This window comes from Marinobacter sp. F4218 (assembly GCF_019443085.1).
Taxonomy (GTDB): Bacteria; Pseudomonadota; Gammaproteobacteria; order Pseudomonadales; family Oleiphilaceae; genus Marinobacter; species Marinobacter albus.
The window spans coordinates 497,780-518,629 of sequence record NZ_JAHZIL010000004.1; the positions used below are offsets into that span (position 1 = coordinate 497,780).

General features: G+C 58.4%; 21 protein-coding genes and 1 tRNA gene. 11 read left to right on the forward strand and 11 right to left on the reverse strand.

Annotated elements, in window-relative coordinates:
• Positions 1–68: 68 nt before the first annotated feature.
• From ychF to K0B93_RS17630, 3 genes are all read left to right on the forward strand, one after another.
• Entirely contained in the window at positions 69–1,160 is a 1,092-nt protein-coding gene (gene ychF / locus K0B93_RS17620; RefSeq protein WP_219868566.1) for a redox-regulated ATPase YchF, read from the forward strand.
• Positions 1,161–1,252: 92 nt separating this feature from the next.
• A tRNA-Met gene (locus K0B93_RS17625) sits at positions 1,253–1,329 on the forward strand.
• Between the two features lie 582 nt (positions 1,330–1,911).
• Complete coding sequence (locus K0B93_RS17630) at positions 1,912–2,316, forward strand: hypothetical protein (protein WP_219868567.1); 405 nt, start codon at positions 1,912–1,914, stop codon at positions 2,314–2,316.
• A gap of 12 nt (positions 2,317–2,328) precedes the next feature.
• Here the strand turns inward: K0B93_RS17630 and K0B93_RS17635 are convergent, their stop codons facing one another.
• Positions 2,329–2,661: a DMT family transporter gene (locus K0B93_RS17635; RefSeq protein WP_219868568.1), complete on the reverse strand. Its 333-nt coding sequence runs from the start codon at positions 2,659–2,661 to the stop codon at positions 2,329–2,331.
• A 149-nt stretch (positions 2,662–2,810) separates the two neighbouring features.
• Between K0B93_RS17635 and K0B93_RS17640 the strand changes: the two genes are divergently transcribed.
• From K0B93_RS17640 to K0B93_RS17655, 4 genes are all read left to right on the forward strand, one after another.
• On the forward strand, positions 2,811–4,025 hold the full coding sequence (locus K0B93_RS17640) for a serine hydrolase domain-containing protein (RefSeq protein WP_219868569.1): 1,215 nt from the start codon (positions 2,811–2,813) through the stop codon (positions 4,023–4,025).
• Positions 4,026–4,114: 89 nt separating this feature from the next.
• Complete coding sequence (locus tag K0B93_RS17645; RefSeq protein WP_218636940.1) at positions 4,115–5,392, forward strand: O-acetylhomoserine aminocarboxypropyltransferase/cysteine synthase family protein; 1,278 nt, start codon at positions 4,115–4,117, stop codon at positions 5,390–5,392.
• A gap of 130 nt (positions 5,393–5,522) precedes the next feature.
• Positions 5,523–6,572, forward strand: coding sequence for a lipoyl synthase (gene lipA / locus K0B93_RS17650; protein WP_218636939.1), 1,050 nt, complete (start codon positions 5,523–5,525; stop codon positions 6,570–6,572).
• Positions 6,573–6,671: 99 nt separating this feature from the next.
• On the forward strand, positions 6,672–9,167 hold the full coding sequence (locus tag K0B93_RS17655; RefSeq protein WP_219868570.1) for an efflux RND transporter permease subunit: 2,496 nt from the start codon (positions 6,672–6,674) through the stop codon (positions 9,165–9,167).
• 65 nt (positions 9,168–9,232) lie between these two features.
• On the opposite strand, the gene K0B93_RS17660 is transcribed toward K0B93_RS17655, so the two are convergent.
• Positions 9,233–9,691 (reverse strand): Spy/CpxP family protein refolding chaperone, encoded by a 459-nt coding sequence (locus K0B93_RS17660; protein WP_219868571.1) that lies wholly within the window; start codon positions 9,689–9,691, stop codon positions 9,233–9,235.
• Between the two features lie 242 nt (positions 9,692–9,933).
• Here K0B93_RS17660 and ylqF point away from each other — a divergent pair, with 242 nt between their 5' ends.
• On the forward strand, positions 9,934–10,866 hold the full coding sequence (gene ylqF, locus K0B93_RS17665) for a ribosome biogenesis GTPase YlqF (RefSeq protein ID WP_219868572.1): 933 nt from the start codon (positions 9,934–9,936) through the stop codon (positions 10,864–10,866).
• On the opposite strand, the gene K0B93_RS17670 is transcribed toward ylqF, so the two are convergent.
• Entirely contained in the window at positions 10,823–11,698 is an 876-nt protein-coding gene (locus K0B93_RS17670) for a helix-turn-helix domain-containing protein (RefSeq protein WP_285368967.1), read from the reverse strand. The two genes, ylqF and K0B93_RS17670, sit on opposite strands and share 44 nt — an antisense overlap.
• Entirely contained in the window at positions 11,676–12,209 is a 534-nt protein-coding gene (locus K0B93_RS17675; RefSeq protein ID WP_219868573.1) for a DUF962 domain-containing protein, read from the reverse strand. The genes K0B93_RS17670 and K0B93_RS17675 overlap by 23 nt, the downstream gene beginning before the upstream one ends.
• Positions 12,210–12,426: 217 nt before the next feature.
• Here K0B93_RS17675 and fabB point away from each other — a divergent pair, with 217 nt between their 5' ends.
• Both fabB and fnr read left to right on the forward strand, forming a co-directional pair.
• Complete coding sequence (gene fabB / locus K0B93_RS17680) at positions 12,427–13,635, forward strand: beta-ketoacyl-ACP synthase I (protein ID WP_219868574.1); 1,209 nt, start codon at positions 12,427–12,429, stop codon at positions 13,633–13,635.
• A 140-nt stretch (positions 13,636–13,775) separates the two neighbouring features.
• The gene (gene fnr, locus K0B93_RS17685) at positions 13,776–14,528 is read left to right on the forward strand and encodes a fumarate/nitrate reduction transcriptional regulator Fnr (RefSeq protein ID WP_219868575.1); all 753 of its coding nucleotides are present in this window, start codon (positions 13,776–13,778) and stop codon (positions 14,526–14,528) included.
• 17 nt (positions 14,529–14,545) lie between these two features.
• On the opposite strand, the gene K0B93_RS17690 is transcribed toward fnr, so the two are convergent.
• The gene (locus K0B93_RS17690; protein WP_219868576.1) at positions 14,546–15,421 is read right to left on the reverse strand and encodes an SDR family oxidoreductase; all 876 of its coding nucleotides are present in this window, start codon (positions 15,419–15,421) and stop codon (positions 14,546–14,548) included.
• Between the two features lie 160 nt (positions 15,422–15,581).
• Here K0B93_RS17690 and K0B93_RS17695 point away from each other — a divergent pair, with 160 nt between their 5' ends.
• Positions 15,582–15,938: a hypothetical protein gene (locus tag K0B93_RS17695; RefSeq protein ID WP_219868577.1), complete on the forward strand. Its 357-nt coding sequence runs from the start codon at positions 15,582–15,584 to the stop codon at positions 15,936–15,938.
• A 23-nt stretch (positions 15,939–15,961) separates the two neighbouring features.
• On the opposite strand, the gene alr is transcribed toward K0B93_RS17695, so the two are convergent.
• From alr to rpsF, 6 genes are all read right to left on the reverse strand, one after another.
• Positions 15,962–17,038, reverse strand: coding sequence for an alanine racemase (gene alr / locus K0B93_RS17700; RefSeq protein ID WP_219868578.1), 1,077 nt, complete (start codon positions 17,036–17,038; stop codon positions 15,962–15,964).
• Positions 17,038–18,444, reverse strand: coding sequence for a replicative DNA helicase (dnaB, locus tag K0B93_RS17705; RefSeq protein ID WP_219868579.1), 1,407 nt, complete (start codon positions 18,442–18,444; stop codon positions 17,038–17,040). Before dnaB ends, alr begins: the two co-directional genes overlap by 1 nt.
• A gap of 179 nt (positions 18,445–18,623) precedes the next feature.
• Positions 18,624–19,070: a 50S ribosomal protein L9 gene (gene rplI, locus K0B93_RS17710; RefSeq protein ID WP_219868580.1), complete on the reverse strand. Its 447-nt coding sequence runs from the start codon at positions 19,068–19,070 to the stop codon at positions 18,624–18,626.
• A 20-nt stretch (positions 19,071–19,090) separates the two neighbouring features.
• Positions 19,091–19,957 (reverse strand): hypothetical protein, encoded by an 867-nt coding sequence (locus K0B93_RS17715; protein WP_219868581.1) that lies wholly within the window; start codon positions 19,955–19,957, stop codon positions 19,091–19,093.
• Positions 19,958–19,983: 26 nt separating this feature from the next.
• Positions 19,984–20,214: a 30S ribosomal protein S18 gene (rpsR, locus tag K0B93_RS17720; protein ID WP_007154918.1), complete on the reverse strand. Its 231-nt coding sequence runs from the start codon at positions 20,212–20,214 to the stop codon at positions 19,984–19,986.
• A gap of 25 nt (positions 20,215–20,239) precedes the next feature.
• Positions 20,240–20,656, reverse strand: a complete 417-nt coding sequence (gene rpsF, locus K0B93_RS17725) for a 30S ribosomal protein S6 (protein WP_219868582.1) — start codon at positions 20,654–20,656, stop codon at positions 20,240–20,242.
• Positions 20,657–20,850 lie beyond the last annotated feature (194 nt).

Sequence of the window (20,850 nt, forward strand, 5' to 3'; positions counted from 1 at the left end):
CTTACTCGCACCCACCGGCAGACACCGGTATAATCCGCCCAAATTTTCCGTACCAGCAGAGGCATTCCATGGGATTTAACTGCGGCATCGTCGGCCTTCCCAACGTCGGCAAATCCACCCTGTTCAACGCACTGACCAAATCCGGCATCGGCGCGGAAAACTTCCCGTTCTGCACCATCGAGCCGAACGCCGGTGTGGTGGCCATGCCCGACCCTCGCCTGACCAAGCTGGCCGAGATCGTGAAGCCCGAGCGCGTGGTGCCCACCACCATGGAATTCGTCGACATCGCCGGTCTGGTGGCGGGCGCTTCCAAGGGCGAAGGCCTGGGCAACCAGTTCCTCGCCAACATCCGCCAGACCGACGCCATCGCCCACGTCGTGCGCTGCTTTGAAGACGGCAATGTAATCCATGTGGCCAACAAGGTGGATCCCGCCTCCGATATCGACGTCATTAACACCGAGCTGGCCCTGGCCGATCTCGACACCGTGGAAAAGGCGATCAAGCGTGTCCAGCGGGTTGCCAAGAGTGGTGACAAGGAAGCCAAGGCCCAGCTGGAAATGTTCGAGAAGCTGCTGCCGGTTCTGAACGAAGGCAAGCCGGTGCGCAGCATGAACCTGGATAAAGACCAGATGGCCCTGGTGCGGGAACTGTGCCTGCTGACCGTCAAGCCGACCATGTACATCGCGAACGTGAACGAGGACGGTTTCGAGAATAACCCGCACCTGGACACCGTGCGAAAAATCGCCGAATCCGAAAACGCCGTGGTGGTGCCGATCTGCAACAAGCTGGAAGCAGAGATCTCGGAACTGGAAGACGACGAGAAGGCCATGTTCCTGGATGAAATGGGCATGGAAGAGCCCGGCCTGGACCGGGTCATTCGCGCCGGCTACGGCCTCCTGGGCCTTCAGACCTACTTTACCGCCGGGGTGAAGGAAGTACGCGCCTGGACCGTAAAAATCGGCGCCACGGCGCCTCAGGCGGCAGGTGTGATCCACACCGACTTCGAGCGCGGCTTCATTCGGGCGGAAGTGGTCAGCTACGACGACTACGTCCAGTACAACGGCGAAGCCGGCGCCAAGGATGCGGGGAAATGGCGCCTGGAAGGCAAGGACTACATCGTCAAGGACGGCGACGTTATCCACTTCCGCTTCAACGTCTAACTTTTCAGGAAAAAATGGGCCCGAAGCCTTGACAGCATGGGCCCAAATACTGAAAATACGCGCCTCGTTTGGGGCGAAGCCCAAAGCGAAATGGCAAGGTAGCTCAGTTGGTTAGAGCACAGCACTCATAATGCTGGGGTCGGCGGTTCGACTCCGCCCCTTGCTACCAGTATTCGAGAAGGGTCACGATTCACGTCGTGGCCCTTTTTTGTTGATTCTGCCACTTTCCCCGGCCGGTCCCTGGCACGCCACAACTTCGCTATTTAGCCAGACTGCATTCTTTTACAGCCTTCTTTAGCTTATCGGTGAGACCGGTCTTTTCATGCTTCTTAGCAATGTAAAAAGACACCCCGAACCGACCGGCGTATTGCTGGTAATAAGTGCCTTCATAATCCTTCATTTATCCGGCGACAAGCAATTTGGGGATCAGGACAGCGCCTGCCCTGCCCCTCTTGAGCACCTCCGGAGCCTGTTCCCAAGTCCTCCGCCTGAACGTGTTGCGCACAGAACATAGCGCCGAGAAAGCAATATCTGATCACGACATTAAAGCTTCTCATCTTCCGATGGAGTCCTAATAATCACTGTCCGTTGATTCTATACTAGCTATGGTGGACCTACTCCGGGTTTATTCCCGGTGTCACTTCGGCGAAAACTGCGACAACCGGGGAAAGCCTGGAGTTGATGTGTATCAAGACTGATACCGAGCGAACGGCCCAGAATTCTCTGACGGTAGTTTGGGGTGGGCAGTGAAATGTTCCGGGACACTGAAGATATCATTGTTACTCTCCCACTGGACCTGGCCGCCATTCTCCTCATAGGCATCGCCATGATCGCCTTCCATGACACCAGTGCCAACCAGGCGTTTCTGTTCGCGGTTTCGGTTGTCCCACTTTCCAGGGTCTGGACTATGGTGTACGAACGGCGATGGGGAGATGAGCAGCCCGCCCAGGAGGAACATGGCAGCCGCAACAGGGGGCTGCTCCAGAAAACAATGAGTTACGTCGGCTTTGAACTCGTCCTGTTTTTTGCCTTCACGTCTTGCAGCATCTGGATTCTCAATATCGACACTATCAACGCCATTCTGACGGGCATCGTTCTCGTGCCTGCACATACCACCTATTGGGCCATGGCAAAGTCAATTACCGAAGAGCGCTGACGTTGACTGTGTTCAGTGGGCACCGGCCTTGGACAGTACATTCAGCACGAAAACGCCGGACACGATCAGTGCCATGCCAGCGACTCCCCACGCGTCCAGCTTCTGGCCAAACACCAGCCAGCCGGCAGCGGCGACCAGCACGATTCCAAGGCCAGCCCAGATTGCGTACGCGGTGCCCACCGGGATGGTTCGCAATGCCAGTCCAAGAAGGTAGAACGCGACCCCGTAGCCCAGGATCACGATCACCGACGGCATCAGACGGGTGAAACCCTCACTCGCCTTCAGTGAGGACGTCGCGACCACTTCCGCGATAATAGCCAAGGCCAGAAAAACCCAGTTCGTCATAGCACAACCTCCTGAATCAAGGCGGGCCATTGTGCTTGGGGCCGGCCGGAAAATGAACCGTAAAAACCGATAGCACTCCAGTCGAAGTCTGCCCCTTCACCCGATTGAAAGAATGGCATAAGCTCCTGTTTTACCCGGAGGACCTGTTCATGCCCCAAACCACCACCGTCGCCGGCCTGTCGCTCGACCGACTGGAGCGCATTTCCCGCCACCTTGACGAAAACTACATCCAGCCCGGCAAGCTTCCCGGAGCCGTGACACTGGTGGCCCGGCACGGTGAAGTGGCCTGGACGCGGGCCCAGGGACTCATGGACATTGAACGCAACAAACCGGCCCGGCGGGATACCATCTTCCGGATTTATTCCATGACCAAACCGGTCACTTCCATTGCCATGATGCAGTTGTACGAACAGGGCCGTTTCCTGCTGGACGATCCGGTCCACAAGTACATACCCGCGTGGAAAAACCTGTCCGTGTACAAGGCGGGTTCCTGGCCGGACTTCCAGACCGAACCGGCCGCGGCCACCATGACCATTCGTGACCTGCTCACCCATATGTCGGGCCTGACCTACGGGTTTCTGGAGCGAACCAATGTCGATGCCGCGTATCGACACCTGAAGCTTGACGGCAGCGGCAGCCTTACTCTGGACAAACTGATCGACCGGCTGACAGAACTGCCCCTTGAATTTTCGCCGGGAACGGCCTGGAATTACTCGGTGTCTACCGATGTGGTCGGCTACCTGGTGCAACTGCTTTCCGGCCAGCCCCTGGATGACTATTTCCGCGAGCACATCTTCTCGCCCCTGGGCATGACGGACACGGGTTTTCAGGTACCCGAGGAAAAACGGGAGCGCTTCGCGGCCTGCTACCTGCACCAGCCAGGCGACACCATGAGACTGCAGGATGACCCGGAGCGTTCCCGCTACCTTCGGACCCCGGCATTCCTGTCAGGCGGTGGTGGTCTGGTGTCCACGGTGGACGACTACCACCGTTTCGCGCAGGCACTGTGCCAGGGCGGTGAATACCGGGGCCAGCGCATCATCGGGCGAAAAACCCTCGAGTTCATGCGCAGCAATCATCTGCCCGGCAACCAGGACCTGCCGACTCTCTCCATCGGGGCATTCAGCGAAACCCCTTACGAGGGTAATGGATTCGGGCTGGGCTTCTCGGTCAAAACCGACGTTGCCAAATCCCATACCAACGGTTCGGTGGGAGAGTATGGCTGGGGTGGTCTGGCCAGCACCAATTTCTTTATCGATCCGGAGGAGGACATGGTCGTCATTTTCATGACCCAGCTGATACCCTCGTCCTCGTACCCGGTGCGACAGGAATTGCGGGCCATGGTGCACGGCGCGCTGGTCTGATCCGGGCACGGATCCTACCTTATCGAACTCTGTGGCATACTGATTTTCGACACCAACAACACCAATGATTACACAGCAAGGAAGTTGCGATGAAACTCGAGACACTGGCTTTACACGCGGGCTTCAGCGGAGACCCGACCACCCATGCGGCGACTACGCCCATCTACCAGACCACCTCCTATACCTTCGATGACACGCAGCACGGTGCGGATCTGTTTGATTTGAAGGTGCAGGGCAACATCTATACGCGCATCATGAACCCGACCAACGGGGTGCTTGAGGAGCGCATGGCGCAACTCGAAGGTGGTGTTGGGGCACTGGCGCTGGCCTCGGGAATGGCCGCCATCACCTATGCCCTGCAAACCATCTGCAAGGTCGGCAACAATATCGTCAGCACCAGCCAGCTTTATGGCGGCACTTATAACCTGTTCGCCCATTCGCTGCCGAACCAGGGTATCGACTGCCGGATGGTGCCCCACGATGATTTCGATGCGGTCGAAAAAGCCATTGATGACAACACCCGCGCCCTGTTTTGCGAATCCATCGGCAACCCGGCGGGCAATGTGGTGGATATCGAGCGCTGGGCCGACATTGCCCACAAGCATGGCATACCGCTGATCGTCGACAATACGGTGGCAACACCCTTCCTGTGTCGACCGTTCGAGCATGGGGCCGACATCGTCGTCCACTCCCTCACCAAGTACATCGGCGGCCACGGCACCACCGTGGCGGGCATCGTGGTGGATTCAGGCAAATTCGACTGGAAAGCCAGTGCCGACAAGTTCCCCATGCTGAACGAGCCAGACCCGTCCTATCACGGCGTGGTGTATACCGAGGCTCTCGGGCCCGCGGCCTTTATCGGTCGCTGCAGGGTGGTTCCCCTGCGAAACACCGGAGCCGCCCTGGCCCCCTTCAATGCTTTCCTGATCATGCAGGGACTGGAGACCCTCGCCCTTCGCATGGAACGTCACTGCGAGAACGCGGAAAAAGTTGCCAACTTCCTGCAGGACCATCCCTCCGTCGAATGGGTGAACTACGCCACCCTCGATGGCAGCCCCTACAAGGCGACCTGTGAGAAAATCTGTGGCGGCAAGGCGTCGGGCATCCTGAGTTTCGGGATCAAGGGCGGCCTTGAGGCCGGAGCACGGTTCATCGATGCCCTGCAACTGATCTACCGGTTGGTCAATATTGGTGACGCCAAGTCCCTGGCCTGCCACCCGGCTTCTACCACCCACCGGCAACTGAATCCGGAGGAGCTGAAAAGCGCCGGTGTGAGTGCGGATCTGGTGCGCTTGTCCATCGGCATCGAGCATGTGGACGACCTGATCGCCGACATCACCCAGGCGCTGGACGCTGCAACCGCCTGATTGCTCCCTGCCGGGTACGACCAATGTCGTGCCCGGCACATCCCCGTGATTGCCCGTACCTGCCTTGTATCTCCGAGTCCCGGCCATTACTCTTGAAGGCTGACCAAGCCTTCATGAGAGTCCCGTTGCAATGAGCGACAGCGCAAAACCCCGCATTACCAGTGGTTCCAAATTCCGTAATGAGCACGGCTTTTCCGCCATCAAGGATGGTATCAAGCGCAGCTCGGGCGAGAATCGGGATTCCAGGCCGGTGGAGCGCAAGCCAAAATGGCTGAGGGCTCGCATGCCAGGGGGCGAGCGCTACGAAGCAGTGCGTAAGAATGTCAGCGAACACCGCCTGAGTACGGTCTGCCAGGAGTCCCATTGCCCCAATATTGGTGAGTGCTGGACGGCCGGCACGGCCACCATCATGGTGATGGGTTCAGTCTGCACCCGGGCCTGCAAATTCTGCGCGGTAGATACCGGCAACCCCAAAGGCTGGCTGGATCACGAGGAACCCGAGAACACCGCCAAGTCCGTCGAGCTGATGGGCCTGCGTTACATCGTTCTGACCTCAGTAGACCGCGACGATCTGGACGATGGCGGCGCCGCCCACTACGCCGCCTGCGTATCGGCGATCAAACAGCGCACGCCGGAAGTGGCCGTCGAGGCCCTGACACCGGATTTCGATGCCGTCATGCCGCATGTGGAGAAAGTAGTGGATTCCGGGCTGGACGTGTTCGCCCAGAACGTTGAAACCGTGAAACGCCTCACCAGCCGGGTGCGGGATCCCCGCGCCGGATACGAGAAGACCCTGAGCGTTCTGGCACACGCCAAGCAATACCGCCCCGACGTGCTCACCAAAACCAGCCTGATGCTGGGACTGGGTGAAACCGAAGAGGAAATCCTCCAGACCATGGACGACCTGCGCGCCATCGGTGTGGATATCCTGACCCTGGGCCAATACCTGCGGCCCACGCCGAACCACCTGCCGGTGGAACGGTACGTCACCCCGGAAGAGTTCAATCGCTACCGGGAAATTGGTCTGGAGAAGGGTTTCATGGAGGTGCCCTCCGGGCCGATGGTTCGCTCCAGCTACCGTGCGGACAAGGTGTTCGACCAGAACAACCTCGGTCTTGCCGTACCGGAAGTACCCCAGGCCACCAACGCCATGCAGATTCCGGTCAAAGCGGTCGACTGACGCGGCAAGCCGCTTTTCCCCGGCGACATCGCCAAAGGTCACAGTCACCGAAAGTTTGTGGCACACTCTGCACTCGTTTTCCAGCAGAGTTGTTGCTTCATGAACCGGTTACGCGCCCTGTACGATCGCCTGATCCTTCCCCACCCCGTTGTTGTCCTAACCGTTTTCGGCCTGTTACTGGGTCTGGCCGCAGTGAAATTTGGCGAGTTCCGGCTGGACGCCTCGGCCGAATCCCTGGTCCTGGAAGACGACCGGTCGCTGGAACAGTATCGGAAGGTCCATCGCCGGTTCACCACCTCCGACGACTTTCTCATTGTTACCTACACCCCGAAACGCGAACTGTTCTCCGAACAGGGGCTCGACCACCTTCGCGCGCTGAGGGATGAGCTGCAGGCGCTCGACGCGGTCGGTTCCACCAACAGCATTCTGAACGTACCTCTGCTGCACAGCCCCGACCTGACCCTGGATACCGTCGACAGCGAGATCAAAACGATCGATGCCGACAATGTCCCCCCGGAAACAGCCCGGGAAGCGCTCCTGAACAACCCGCTCTACCCCAACCTGCTGATCAGCGAGGATGCGAAAACGACGGCCATCCAGGTTAATCTGCCTACGCCGGAGCGCTACTTCGAGCTGCTTCAGCAGCGTAACGAGCTGCGCGACAAGGTTGCAGGCGGCAAGGCGTCTGATGCTGAACGGGCCCAGCTGGAAACGGTCCGGCAGACATTCATAGACTACACCGGAAAGCTCGGCCAGGAGCGTGACGCCACCATTGCCACCGTGCGCACCATTCTGGACAGGTACCGGGACCAGGCGGAGATTCATCTTGGTGGCGTGCCTATGATCGTCTCGGACATGATTCGCTTTATCCAGAACGACCTTTCGACCTTCGGGTTCGGGGTACTGGCCTTTCTGTTGCTCACCCTGGCGATCATCTTCCGCCAGTGGCGCTGGGTGCTGATACCCACTCTGTGCTGTGGCTTTACGGTGTGGTTGATGGTTGGCTTCCTGGGCTGGGCTCAGTGGCCGGTAACGGTGATCTCCGCGAACTTCATTGCGCTGTTGCTGATCATGACTTTGTCTCTCACCATTCACCTGATTGTCCGCTACCGGGAATTTCAGCACGACGAACCGGAGGCCGACCCGAAAGACTCGCTACGCAAGACCGTAATGGCCATGATCAAACCCTGTTTCTACATGGCCGTTACCACCATCGTCGCGTTTGGCTCGCTCACGTTCAGTGGCATCCGCCCGGTAATCGACTTTGGCTGGATGATGACACTCGGACTGACCGTGGCTTTTCTGATCACCTTTATTATCTTCCCGGCCCTGCTCCGGATCCTGCCACCGCCACTGGACAAAAGTGTGCTGTCCAACCGGATTCCGTTCACCGACGTCTTTGCGAGCTTCACAGAGCGCTTTGGAAAGACCGTTCTGGTGGGGTCAGCGGCAATCGCCATACTGTGTGCAGTCGGCGTGAGCAAGCTAACCGTGGAAAACAGCTTTATTGACTACTTCAAGTCATCGACCGAAATTCACCAGGGCATGATCACCATCGACAACCGCCTGGGTGGAACCACACCACTGGACATCGTCATTACCGATGAAAAACCGCCGGAAAATGCCACAACCGACAGCGATCCGTTTGCCAGTGGCTGCGATCCCTTCGCCGAGGATTGCGGCGGTGAGGAGGAATACCGGGACACCTGGTATACCTACCAAAAAATGCAGAAACTGGAGAAGGTGCACAACTACCTCGACAGCCTGCCGGAAACCGGCAAGGTCCTGTCCATCACCTCCACCCTCGACATCCTGGCACTGATCAACCAGGGCGAGCGACTGGATGCCCTGGAGCTGGCGTTTGTGCCGGCGGCAGTTCCGGATGATTTGCAGGACGTTCTGCTGACCCCCTATATCTCCGAGGAACACGACCAGGCCCGTTTCAGTGTCCGGATTCTGGAGACCATGCCCGAACTCCGGCGCCAGGCCCTGCTTGACCGCATCCACTCACACCTGACTAACGAACTCGACTACGACGAGGACCAGGTCCTGTTCGCGGGCATGACCGTCATGTACAACAACATGCTCCAGAGCCTGTTCGATTCCCAGATCAAGACCATCGGCGCGGTGTTCCTGGCCATCATGGCCATGTTCCTGTTGCTGTTCCGCTCGTTCAAAATGGCCCTGATCGGCATTGCACCTAACCTGATTGCCGCGGGCTCCGTTCTGGGCCTGATGGGGTGGCTTGGCATCCCACTGGACATGATGACCATCACCGTGGCGGCGATTACGGTCGGCATCGCCGTGGATGACACCATTCACTACCTGCACAGGTTCAAAACCGAGTTCGCAAAAGATGGCGACTACCTGGCGACAATGCACCGGTGCCACCGGAGCATTGGCCGGGCGATGTTCTACACCTCTCTGACCATCATTGCCGGCTTCTCGATTCTTGTGCTCTCCAACTTCATCCCGACCATCTACTTCGGCCTGTTTACCGGGTTTGCCATGTTCATGGCCTTGCTCGGAGCTCTGACCCTGCTGCCCCGGTTGATTGTCATGGTCAAACCCTTTGGCCCGGGCGCCAGCGCCTGAACCAAAAAAAGGGCCGCATCCGAAGAAGCGGCCCTTATTCCAAGGCAGTGGGACCGGGTGCGAGGTTACTGACCCTGGCCCTGGCCTTGCTGCTGCATCATCTGGCGCTGTTGCTGCATTTGCTGCTGCATCTGCTGCATGCGCTTGTCGAGAGTCTCACGCTGCTCTTCGGTAAACACGCTGTCGACTTTCGCCTGCATGAGGGTCGAGAGCGCAGCGATCTCACCAGTCAGGTCGCCCAGTTCCTCGGCATTTTCGCGGATGGAGTCTTCGTCGTATTCCGGCTTGATCTCGGCCTGCATCTGCTGCTGAAGCGCGCGCGCCTCCTGACGGAGTTCAGCGATCTTGCCCTGCATCTCGTCGATGATGCCCCGGATCTCGGTTTGTTGGTCGTCAGAAAGACCCACCATCTGCGCCAATTGATCAACCTGATCCGGCTGACCGCCAGCGGCCTGTTGGGCCAGCGCCGGAGCGGAAAGGCTCACGGCGACAAGGGCAGTACCAAACAATTTTGCGAGCTTCATAAGGTTCTCCGTTTACAGGGTGGCCACGTCTGAAATACCACCGATTTGCGTTGGTTTCGTCATTCAGGTTGTACACCCTAAAACATCATGGCGACGTTTTTCACCCCGATGCCCCTCCTTTTTGTACACACTTCTCACCCGGTTCCCCCTCAACCCGCCACACAGGCGGCTCCAAACAAATGTGAAAATTTGGTCATTCCCCTTCATAATGGCGCCGTTCACCGACCGGCGGAGTATACGAGATGGCGATTAACTGGTTTCCAGGGCACATGCACAAGGCCCGCAAGGAGATCAAACAGGTAATGCCCCAGATGGACCTCATTATCGAGGTACTGGATGCGCGCATCCCGTTCAGCAGCGAAAATCCGCTGGTGCCCGCCCTGCGTGGCGACAAGCCTCTGATCAAGGTGCTCAATAAACGCGACCTCGCCGATCCGGAGATTACCGGGCAATGGCAGGCGTGGCTTGAACAGGAACGCGGCGTGCGCACCATAACGCTGACCCACAACCAGCGCAGCGAAGCGCTGGGCATCCTGAAGCTGGCCGAGGAAATGACCCCGGACCATGACCGCCAGAAAAGCGCCCTGCGGGTGATGATCCTTGGCATTCCGAACGTCGGAAAATCCACCATCATCAATACCCTGGCCGGACGGCCGGCCGCGAAAACCGGTAACGAGCCGGCGGTGACCCGTGCCCAGCAGGCCATCAAACTGCCCGACAACATCCTGTTGTACGACACGCCCGGCTTCTTATGGCCCAAACTGTCACCGGAAGCCTGCGGCTATCGTCTGGCAGTCACCGGAGCCATTCGCAGCTCTGTCCTCGATTTCGAGGATGTCGCCCTGTTCGAGGCGGATTACCTGAGACAGGCTTACCCGGAGCTGGTTAAGGCCCGCTACGGCCTGGAGCAGCTACCCGCCGATGGCCTCGGTCTGATGGATACAATCGCCGCGAAACGCCGGTTCTTTGGCCGTGGTGGTATCCCGGATCTGCACAAAGTGTCCGAGGTCCTGCTCAACGAATTCCGTGCCGGCACCTTGGGACGCATATCCCTGGAAACCCCGGAAATGGTGGAAAGGGAAGCAGAGGAAGCCGCTCAGGCCGCCGCCGACAAGGCCGCCCGGGAAGAGGTCAAGGCGAAGGGGAAGAAGAAAGGCCGCACCGGCAAACCCTGAACCACCCGGTGGTGACATACTCTGACGGCAGGGCGTCAAACATCCCCCGTGCGGTGCGAACAAAATGCGGCTGATCGTAGAACCCGGCTTCCATTGCCAATACGGACATGGACTTGCCCTGCTCCCAATGGGCCAGGACACGGTTCATCTTCAGGTGCAGCAGAAACCGTCGCAGCGGTACCCCAATCTCCTGCCGGAACAGGTGGCTGAGTCGCGACGACGATAGCCCCACCGATTCTCCCAGCCACGGCACGTCCACTTTTTCGGGCAACTCAGCACGAAGGAAGTCACAGACCTTCCGAACGCGGGGGTCCAGCGGCTCCGGCGAGTCGCCAAGGCATTCAACCGCTGTCGACAGAGCCTGCCAGACCGCGTCACAGCCTCCGGTCTCCAGGGCTGGAATACTGTCGTGCGGCAGCACCACATCCACCGATTGCCCGCCCTTCAGGATCGGCTGGAGAGCCCGCCAAAAGGCGCTGTCTGGGTCCAGTTGCGCGCACCACATGCGGGTGTCGCCGGGTTCCAGCGCCTGCACGGCGTCGGGAGCCACCAGCGCTGCCGATGTCGAACGCCACTGGCCCGCCACCTGAAGTCGAAACGGCCCATCAAGGCCAACGAGCCACGAAGCGCTGATGTGACGGTGAGGACGGTTGGGCATGAGATGCCCGACCACATGCCAGTGGTCGGGCCAGAGGAACAGGGTGCCATTCGGCGGATGCTGCATAGTCGGGCCGGTCAGTGAGTTTTCCTGTGGCCAAAGCATACCCCAGGTCAGCGGTTTCGCCAGCGCATCACCGGCCTGCGTGACATCATTGGCCCTGGATTGACCCACCGTGCTGGTCCTTGCCGTGGCTGCTCAGGGCAGAAGGCACAGGAATTCCAATCTTGGCGGCAAACTCGATGCTGACAAAAATGGGCCCGATCAACAGAAACACCAGATCTTCCACAAACGATGGCTTTTTCCCTTCGACCTTGTGGCCATAGACCTGCAAGGCCCAGGCCGCGACCCAGACCACGAGACTGCTCCAGAACAGTGACCAGCCGGCAGCGATAACACTCTGGATGAGCCAGGCCGAGACGGCAAACCACCCTGCCATCAACACGAATACCCACAGCGACAGACGCAGGTATACAACACCTGACAGCACCGCCAGCACGGTGGCACCATTGACCCACTCACCCGCCATGCCCGTCAGGCCCAGCCAGCTTCCAACCGGTATTAGCCAGAGCAGGCCGAGAGTGGAAAACACAATGGCCGGCACGCACACAATGTGGACCCACTGGTTGAAGGAATTCTGGTGGCTCTCACCGTAGTCGCTCAAAAACTGCGGCAACGATCGCATGGACATCTCCCATTGTTGTTGTCTTTGATAATTGTCACTATATCAAGCTCCCTTTCCCGGTCCTTGTACGTAACAGCTATTGCCCGGTCATTGCCGATCGACTCAATCGCCCCTTACCAAGGTCAAATATCACCGCCACGGCAAAAAGCCTAAACTGTTCATAACGTCACTGATCACATGATTTCGCCATGCCTGGCGGGTCGTAAAGGAGGAAAGTATGAGACGCGTTGTCGTCACCGGTATGGGCATTGTTTCCTGCCTCGGTAACTCACTGGACGAGGTAACGGAAAGCCTGAAAAACGGAAAATCCGGCATTCGATTCAATGAAACCTACAAGGAGATGGGGTTTCGCAGCCAGGTTTCCGGTTCACCGGACGTGGACACCTCGGTCATTGATCGCAAGATCCGTCGGTTTATGGGCCCCTCGGCCATGTACAGCTACCTGTCCATGGAACAGGCCATCGCCCAGGCCGGCCTGACCGAAGACCTGATCTCCAATGACCGCACCGGCCTGATTGCCGGCTCCGGCGGGGCCTCCTGCTCCAGCCAGGTGGAGGCAACCGACATCATGCGGGAGAAAGGCGTCAAACGTATCGGGCCGTACATGGTGCCACGCATCATGACCAGCACGGTGTCGGCGTGCCTGGCCACCGCCTACAAGATCCGGGGCGTGAACTATTCCATGTCCTCGGCCTGTGCCACCAGTGCGCATTGCATCGGTCACGCCATGGAGCAGATCCAGGCCGGCAAGCAGGACATTGTCTTCGCCGGCGGCGGTGAAGAAGAGGACTGGAGCCTGACCATGATGTTTGATGCCATGGGCGCCCTCTCCACCAAGTACAACAATGCACCTGAGACCGCATCGCGCCCGTTCGACAGTGGCCGCGACGGATTTGTCATTGCCGGCGGCGGCGGCATGGTCGTACTGGAGGAACTGGAGCACGCCAGGAAACGCGGTGCCAACATCATTGCGGAACTGACCGGCTACGGCGCAACCTCGGACGGTTATGACATGGTCGCGCCCTCCGGCGAAGGCGCACAGCGATGCATGAACCAGGCCATGGCGACTATTCGCGGCAAGGTTCAATACATCAACGCGCACGGCACCAGCACGCCTGTGGGCGATGTGGCGGAAATGGGGGCTGTACGGAATACCTTTGGCGATAACATTCCCGCCATTTCCTCAACCAAATCCCTGTCCGGCCACTCTCTCGGGGCAGCCGGCGTGCACGAGGCGATCTACTCACTCCTGATGCTGCAAAACGGTTTCATCGCCGGCACTGCGAACCTCAAGGATCTGGATGAGAAAATCAGCAACATGCCACTGGTTGGCCCGGCATCGCAGGAGGCCGACCTGTCTACGGTGATGTCCAACAGTTTTGGCTTTGGTGGCACCAACGCATCGCTGGTGTTCGAGAAGCTATAAGTTGCACGGATTTGCGGGTCCCTCGGGCCCGCTCTTTATTGGCGGTATATACTCTTAGTTCTGAACTTGCTCATTGGCAACATCGTTGTTCCGTATTAAAGTACGCGTTGACATGAATCAATTCGGACGGTTCACCTAATATGGCACAAGCAATCCGACTCCGTCAGGCTTCTTCTCCTCTCAAAGCCTCATGCCACCAGTGCAGCCTGAGCAATCTGTGCCTGCCTCTTGCGATCGAAGAAAATGATCTCGACAGTCTGGAGGATATCGTCCAGCAGGGTCGTATTTTCAATCGTGGCGAGCACATTTTTGATCAGAGCACGCCCTTTCGCTCCTGCTTTGCAGTGCGGAGCGGCTCGGTAAAAACCTCGATTATTACCGAGGGCGGAGAAGAACAGGTCACCGGCTTTTTCATGCCCGGAGAACTGATCGGCCTCGACAGCATGAGCAGTGACAGCTACGCCTGCACCGCCAAGGCTCTGGAGCGAACCAGCGTATGTGAATTCCCGGTTGAGAAACTGGAGGAACTGACTGGAAAGCTGCCGGACCTGCAGCATCACATGTACCATCTCATGAGCCAGGAGATCCAGAACAGCCACCAGCTCGCAATGCTGTTGAGCAAGAATACCGCCGAGGAACGCATTGCAGCGCTGCTACTGTCACTTTCCAGCCGGTTCCAGCGCAGGCGTATGTCCGGCACCAACTTCAGCCTGCCAATGGCGCGTAACGATATCGCCAACTTTCTGGGCCTGGCTGTGGAGACCGTCAGTCGGGTCTTCACCCGGTTCCAGAATCAGGGCATTATCAAGGCCCGTGGGCGCGAGGTTGAGCTTCTGGATGTGGAAGCATTGCAGATGGTCACCCGGGAATTCTCCCGCCAGGGCAGCCAATAAGACATCCGATCCGCCGGCTATTCAGCCGGCGCTTTCACCTCTTGCGGACTGGAAGTCTTCAGCATAGCCAGCTCATCCATCAGCCCTGAGCGCCACGGAAGCTGTTTGATACCAAAGGTATTGCGGATCTTGGTGCAGATAAGCGTGGTATTGAGAGGCTCCAGGTGGCCCCAGTTGGGCACCTCGTCCACCACGCGAATCCCTTCAGGAATGCCCGGAAGACCGGCGATCGCCAGACCGAGTTCGTACAGATTGATTTCTTCTGCGCCCGCATATTGATAGGTGCCCCAGACCTCGGCACCACAATCAATCTGCTGGATCACGGCAGTCATCACCCTCGCCAGATCACGGGCCGCCACAGGCTGACCGCGGCACCGTCCCGGCAATGAGAGCGTCTCCCCTGCCGCAGTGCTCGCCTGAACTTTTCGTATGAACCGTGAGAGACTCCAGCCGGTGCGCAGAATGATGTGCCGGGGCAGGAGTGTTCGCAGCGCCTGTTCACACTCCCACTGCCAGTTGCCGAGCTCATTGAACGGCTGACCGGGATTCGAGGTTATGTACCCGCTTTGTTTGCGGCCATCGAAAACGTAACAGGACGACAGCTGCAGCAACGCCATGCCACGCTCCGAGGCATATTCCGCCATGGCCAGTGGCAGGGAGAAAGCCGCCTTGTGAGTATCTTCCGGGTCATTCTGGGCAACTTCCGGATCCGAAAGCCAGAGGGCATTGACGATCAGGTCGGTATCTTCCGGAATCCAGTTCTCAAGGGCGTTGAGATCAGCACTGGCGGGATCACTGACCAGCAACGGACTAACCTGCAGCGACGTTTCACGCAAGCGCTCCAGCAACAGTTTTCCCAGCGGGCCATAATCATGAACAACGAGCACGTGCACGGGGGCTCAATACCTCCAGAATATCACTGATATGACGGGCCTCACGGACCGGTCAGGCCAATGGCTTAGAATCATCGGCCCCTACAATAACAGCCAATATTAAACGCAAACAGTTTAAAGTTTGCCTTCTCTTTACGGCATAAAAACAAGAGGAACCGACATGCTGAAACAACAGAGCCACATCGTGGCGCCGATTCCGGACGAACTTCGCACCAGGGCACTTTACACAGTAAACGAGCTCCGGGAGCGCGGCAAAGCCGATAAGGAGGCCATAGACAAGCTGTTTGAACTTATTGTGGAGCTCACCGAGTCGGGGCTGGACTTCTTTTTCCTCGAGCCTCTACGTCGCCTTAACGCCAGCAGCATGATGTTGGGAATGGCCCGGATGGGCATCAGCAGCATGCTCAAAGGCAGCAAAATGGTGGTTCACAAAGTCCTGAAAAAACTGGACGACAAGAGCCTGGCAGCCATTCTCGACTTCATAGACGAAATCATACACGAGCCGGAACAGGGCTGAACCGTCTTCGCACCCTGACCAGCTTACCGGTACTCTCTTGGCACCCGTGCGGTGATGCCGGTAAGCAGCTCGTAGGAAATCGTTCCGGCACATGTCGCCACTTCGTCAACGCCCACCGTTGGCCCCCAAAGCTCCACCGGATCACCTTCCCTCGCATCCGGCGCGTTACTCAGATCGACTGCGAGCATGTCCATTGAGACCCGGCCGATCAACCGGATCCGCTGGCCATTCACGGCGGCAGGCGTGCCAGTGCCTGCATGACGGGGGTACCCGTCACCGTAACCGATAGCAACCATGCCCATGCGGGTATCCCGGTCCGCCACGAAACCGCCGCCATACCCCACCGTCTCGCCGGCCCGCACGGTTCGGGTGGTGATCAGTGGAGCTTCAAGTGACATCACGGGCTTCAGCCCCAACTCGGGGCCAATCTTGGCCAGCATGGGCGACCCGCCGTACAGCATGATGCCCGGACGGCTCCAGTCAAACATAGGCTGACCGGGAATAAAGTGGGCGGCGGAATTACCGACACTTCGCATCAGCTCCGGCCAGTGCGCTGTCGCTTCCTCAAAACGCGCGGTCTGCTCGGCGGTCATCGAGCTGTCGAGGTCATCGGCGCAGGCAAAGTGGGTTACAAAACCCAGCAGGCCTGGACGGGCACCGATTGCATCCAACTTCCTCATCACCTCGGCCAGTTCGGCGGGCAGGAACCCAAGACGGTTCATCCCGGTGTTTACCTTGACCCAGAACGTTGGCCGCGCCGCCATTTGGTCCAGCCAGGCAAGCTGGTGATGACTGTGCAGAACCGGCTCAAAACCTTGCCGTACACACAGCCCGAGATCCCCGGGAGCATGAACACCCTGAAGCATCACCACCGGCTGCCGCAGCCCGGCGTCGCGAATGGCGAGCGCCTCTTCCAGGCAGGCGACCGCGTATTTCGGAGCATCGTTCGCGAGGGCCTGCGCCACGGGCACAATGCCATGACCGTAACCATCGGCCTTGACCACCGCCATAGCCTGCGCCGGGCCAGCATGCTCGCAGGCCAACCGGTAATTCTGGCGCAACGCCCCCAGATCAATACGGGCAACAGTGCTTCGGGGCATCAGTAATCACCACCGTAATCGCCATAATCACCGTGCGCCAGATCTTCAAACTTGGTGTATTTCCCGATAAAGGCCAGACGGATCGTGCCGATGGGGCCGTTCCGCTGTTTGCCGATGATGATTTCGGCAATGCCCTTATCCGAAGTGTCCTCGTTATAAACCTCGTCGCGGTAGACGAACATGATGACGTCGGCGTCCTGCTCGATCGCACCGGATTCCCGCAAATCCGAGTTCACCGGGCGCTTGTTGGGCCGCTGCTCCAGGCTCCGGTTCAGCTGCGACAGGGCCACCACCGGACAGCTCAATTCCTTGGCGATCCCCTTCAGGGAGCGGGAGATTTCGGAGATCTCCGCGGTCCGGCCCTCGGTGTTGCCCGGCACGCGCATCAACTGAAGGTAATCGACCATGATCAGGCCGATCTTGCCGTCGTTCTCCCGGGCGATTCGCCGGGCCCGCGACCGCATTTCCGTGGGACTCAGGCCCGGCGTGTCATCGATGTAGAGCGGCTTGTCCTTGAGCAGACTGACAGCCGAGGTCAGGCGCGGCCAGTCGTCTTCCTCAAGCTTGCCGCCGCGGACCTTGGTCTGATCAATACGACCCAGGGAGGACAGCATCCTCATGGCCAGGGCATCCGCCGGCATTTCCATGCTGAAAACCAGGACCGGCGTGCCGGTGCTGATCAGCGCGTTCTCAACAATGTTCATGGCGAAGGTGGTCTTACCCATGGAAGGCCGCCCCGCGACGATGATCAGGTCGGCCGGCTGCATACCGGAGGTCCGGTCATCCAGGTCCCGGAACCCGGTGGTCAGGCCCGTGGTCTGCTCGCCCGATTCGAACAGCTCTTCAATACGGCTTAGCGTCTTGGTCAGTATTGGATTGATGGCCTGGGGGCCGGAACCTTCCTTGACGCGAGACTCCGCAATCTGGAACACATTGCGTTCGGCTTCATCGAGGATCTCGTTACTGTTTCGCCCCTGGGGATTGAACGCAGAATCCGAAATCTTGCCGGAGACCTCCACCAGTTGGCGCAGGACCGAACGCTCGCGAACGATATCGGCATAGGCCCGGATATTCGCGGCACCTGGAGTTTTCTCGGCCAGCTCGGCAAGGTAGGCCAATCCGCCGGCATCTTCGATGTCGCCGGCGCGTTCGAGAAATTCCGCCAGGGTGACAACATCCAGAGGCTCACTTTCACTGGCCAGTCGCTCGACAGCACCGAAAATGAGACGGTGATCCTGCCGGTAGAAATCGACAGCAGAAATGATCTCTGAAATCTCGTCAAACCGGCGATTGTCCAGCATCAGGCCACCGAGTACCGCCTGCTCCGCCTCGACGGAATGCGGGGGGACCTTGATGCGACTGGTTTCTAGATCAGAGTTGGCGGATTTCAGGTTGGGCTTGGCCATAACAACGTCTTCAGCTGGATACCACGAAGCCCACAGTTTACGGGGAACGCTTCGGGAATGGGAGAGGCTTACAGAAAGCTAAGAATACCAGAAAGCAACGGGCCCGAAACCGTCTCCGGCTCGGGCCCGTTCAATCAAGCGCGGCCGGGTTGCCCCGGCCTGGCCAATGTTGTTGCAGATTACTCTGCAACAACCGCCAGCTTGACAGTTACTTCAACGTCAGAGTGCAGCTGCAGCTCGATATCATACTCGCCGGTCACGCGGATCGGACCTTCAGGCAGACGAACTTCGCTCTTCTCGACTTCAGTGCCACCGGTGGTGATCGCGTCTGCGATATCACGAACACCGATAGAACCGAACAGCTTGCCTTCCTCGCCAGCCTTGGAGCTGATGGTGAAAGACGCACCTTCCAGAGCTTCGGCGCGAGTCTTGGCAGCAGCCAGCTTCTCGGCAGCCGCTTTTTCAAGCTCTGCACGACGCTCTTCGAACGCCTTCAGGTTCGCTTCAGTGGCAGGTACGGCCTTGCCATACGGAAGCAGGAAATTACGACCGTAACCGGCCTTGACCTTTACCTTGTCACCCAGGGATCCAAGGTTTGCTACTTTCTCGAGCAGAATAACTTCCATCTCGTTAACCTCTTCGTGCTTTATTCAGCCGGCCCGGCAGGGCTTATACGCCTCCGGATATCCAGCCAGCTATCCACAAAAGCCAGAACCACTAACAGAATCATCAGACTTGGGCCCAAAAGGATCAGCGCCACATAGAACATCGCCAACCAGTTCCCACTGAGCTTTTTCAAACCAACAACGCCGTGAACCAGGGCCAGGCTGGCCAGGAACAGCGGTGTTCCCGCAGCCCAGGCAAGCAGCATGGAGTTCAGCCCGAGAAGCGGGCCACCCACCATGGTCACCGCACACAATACCGCAATGGGCGCCGACAGCCGCAGGCCATGGAATTCCTTCCGGAATCCGCCGGGGTTATAGAGCCCCGCCTGCCAGGACCGCGCCAGCATGGTCATGCCCACACCCGTTGCCAGGTAGGTGCCTGCCATGCTCGCGTTCATGGTGTCCCGGATAACCTTATCGAGGTCATCGCCGAGACTCTGCGCAATTTCGGCATTGTACTGTTGGTAAAAGCTCACCCCGGCCTGGACCAGATCGTCCAGCAGACCCGGGTAGATCACAGGCAACATCAGACCTGTGACGATTGCGAGAAAGCTTCCCGCAAGCAGGGCTTTTTCCCAGGACTGCGTGGTTCTGATCAGCGACGCCATGAGCATAACCTGAAGCAGTACAGCCAGAGCGGTCGGGTCCTGCCCGAAAATGCTCCAGCCAAGTGCCGGAAGTAATGCCCAGAGCCCGATGTTGAGCCCCTGGCTGATGCCAAGCCTGAGAATAACCAGGCCAACAACGGCTGCGCCAATCCAGAACAACAAAGGTACCGCAGTCGTAACTGCTGCTACCCCGCCGGCCTGGAAGGGACCGCGCATTACATACTGTGCAAGTGCACGCATGGTCCCAAGTCCTGTGTTTCTGTTACTTAGTTATCGTGGCTGTCCGAGTACGGCAGCAGTGCCAGGTAGCGGGCACGCTTGATAGCGGTAGCCAGCTGACGCTGATAACGTGCTTTGGTGCCGGTAATGCGGCTGGGCACGATTTTGCCGGTTTCAGTGATGTAGCCTTTCAGGGTGTCCAGATCTTTGTAATCGATCTCCTTGACACCCTCTGCCGTGAAGCGGCAGAACTTACGACGTCTGAAAAAACGAGCCATAACTTAACTCCTCAACTCCGGTTAATTACTCTTCTTCGTCCTGGGTTTCAGCACGCTGACGTGACTCGTCAGATTCGGCTGAACGACGCGGGCGATCATCTCCGCCACGACGGTCTTCACGGGACTCGGAAGCTTTCATCGGGGACAGGTCTGTATCCGCACCATCGCGGCGCAGGATCATGTCGCGGATGATTGCATCGTTGAAACGGAAGTTGTGAGTCAGCTCGTCCATCGCGGCCTGTGAACATTCAACGTTCATCAGTACGTAGTGAGCCTTGTGAATCTTGTTGATCGGGTATGCCAGGTGACGACGGCCCCAATCTTCAAGGCGATGTACCTGACCGCCATCTTCAGTGATGACGCCGGTATAACGCTCGATCATCGCGGGCACCTGCTCGCTCTGATCCGGATGTACCATAAAAACGATTTCGTAGTGACGCATGAGTTCTCCCTACGGTTTAAACAGCTTTCTTTTCAACCTTCGGACGCCTGGCCCAACCGGTTAAACGTGAAAGCAAGGAGGTGACAGCCTGGGCTGCCGTTTTTTTTGCTTTATCAATAAGGCTTTACAAGAAAGGCTTGATCAAAAGCGAGATTTTGGAGGCCTGACAAGCAGGCAATACAAAACCACCCCTT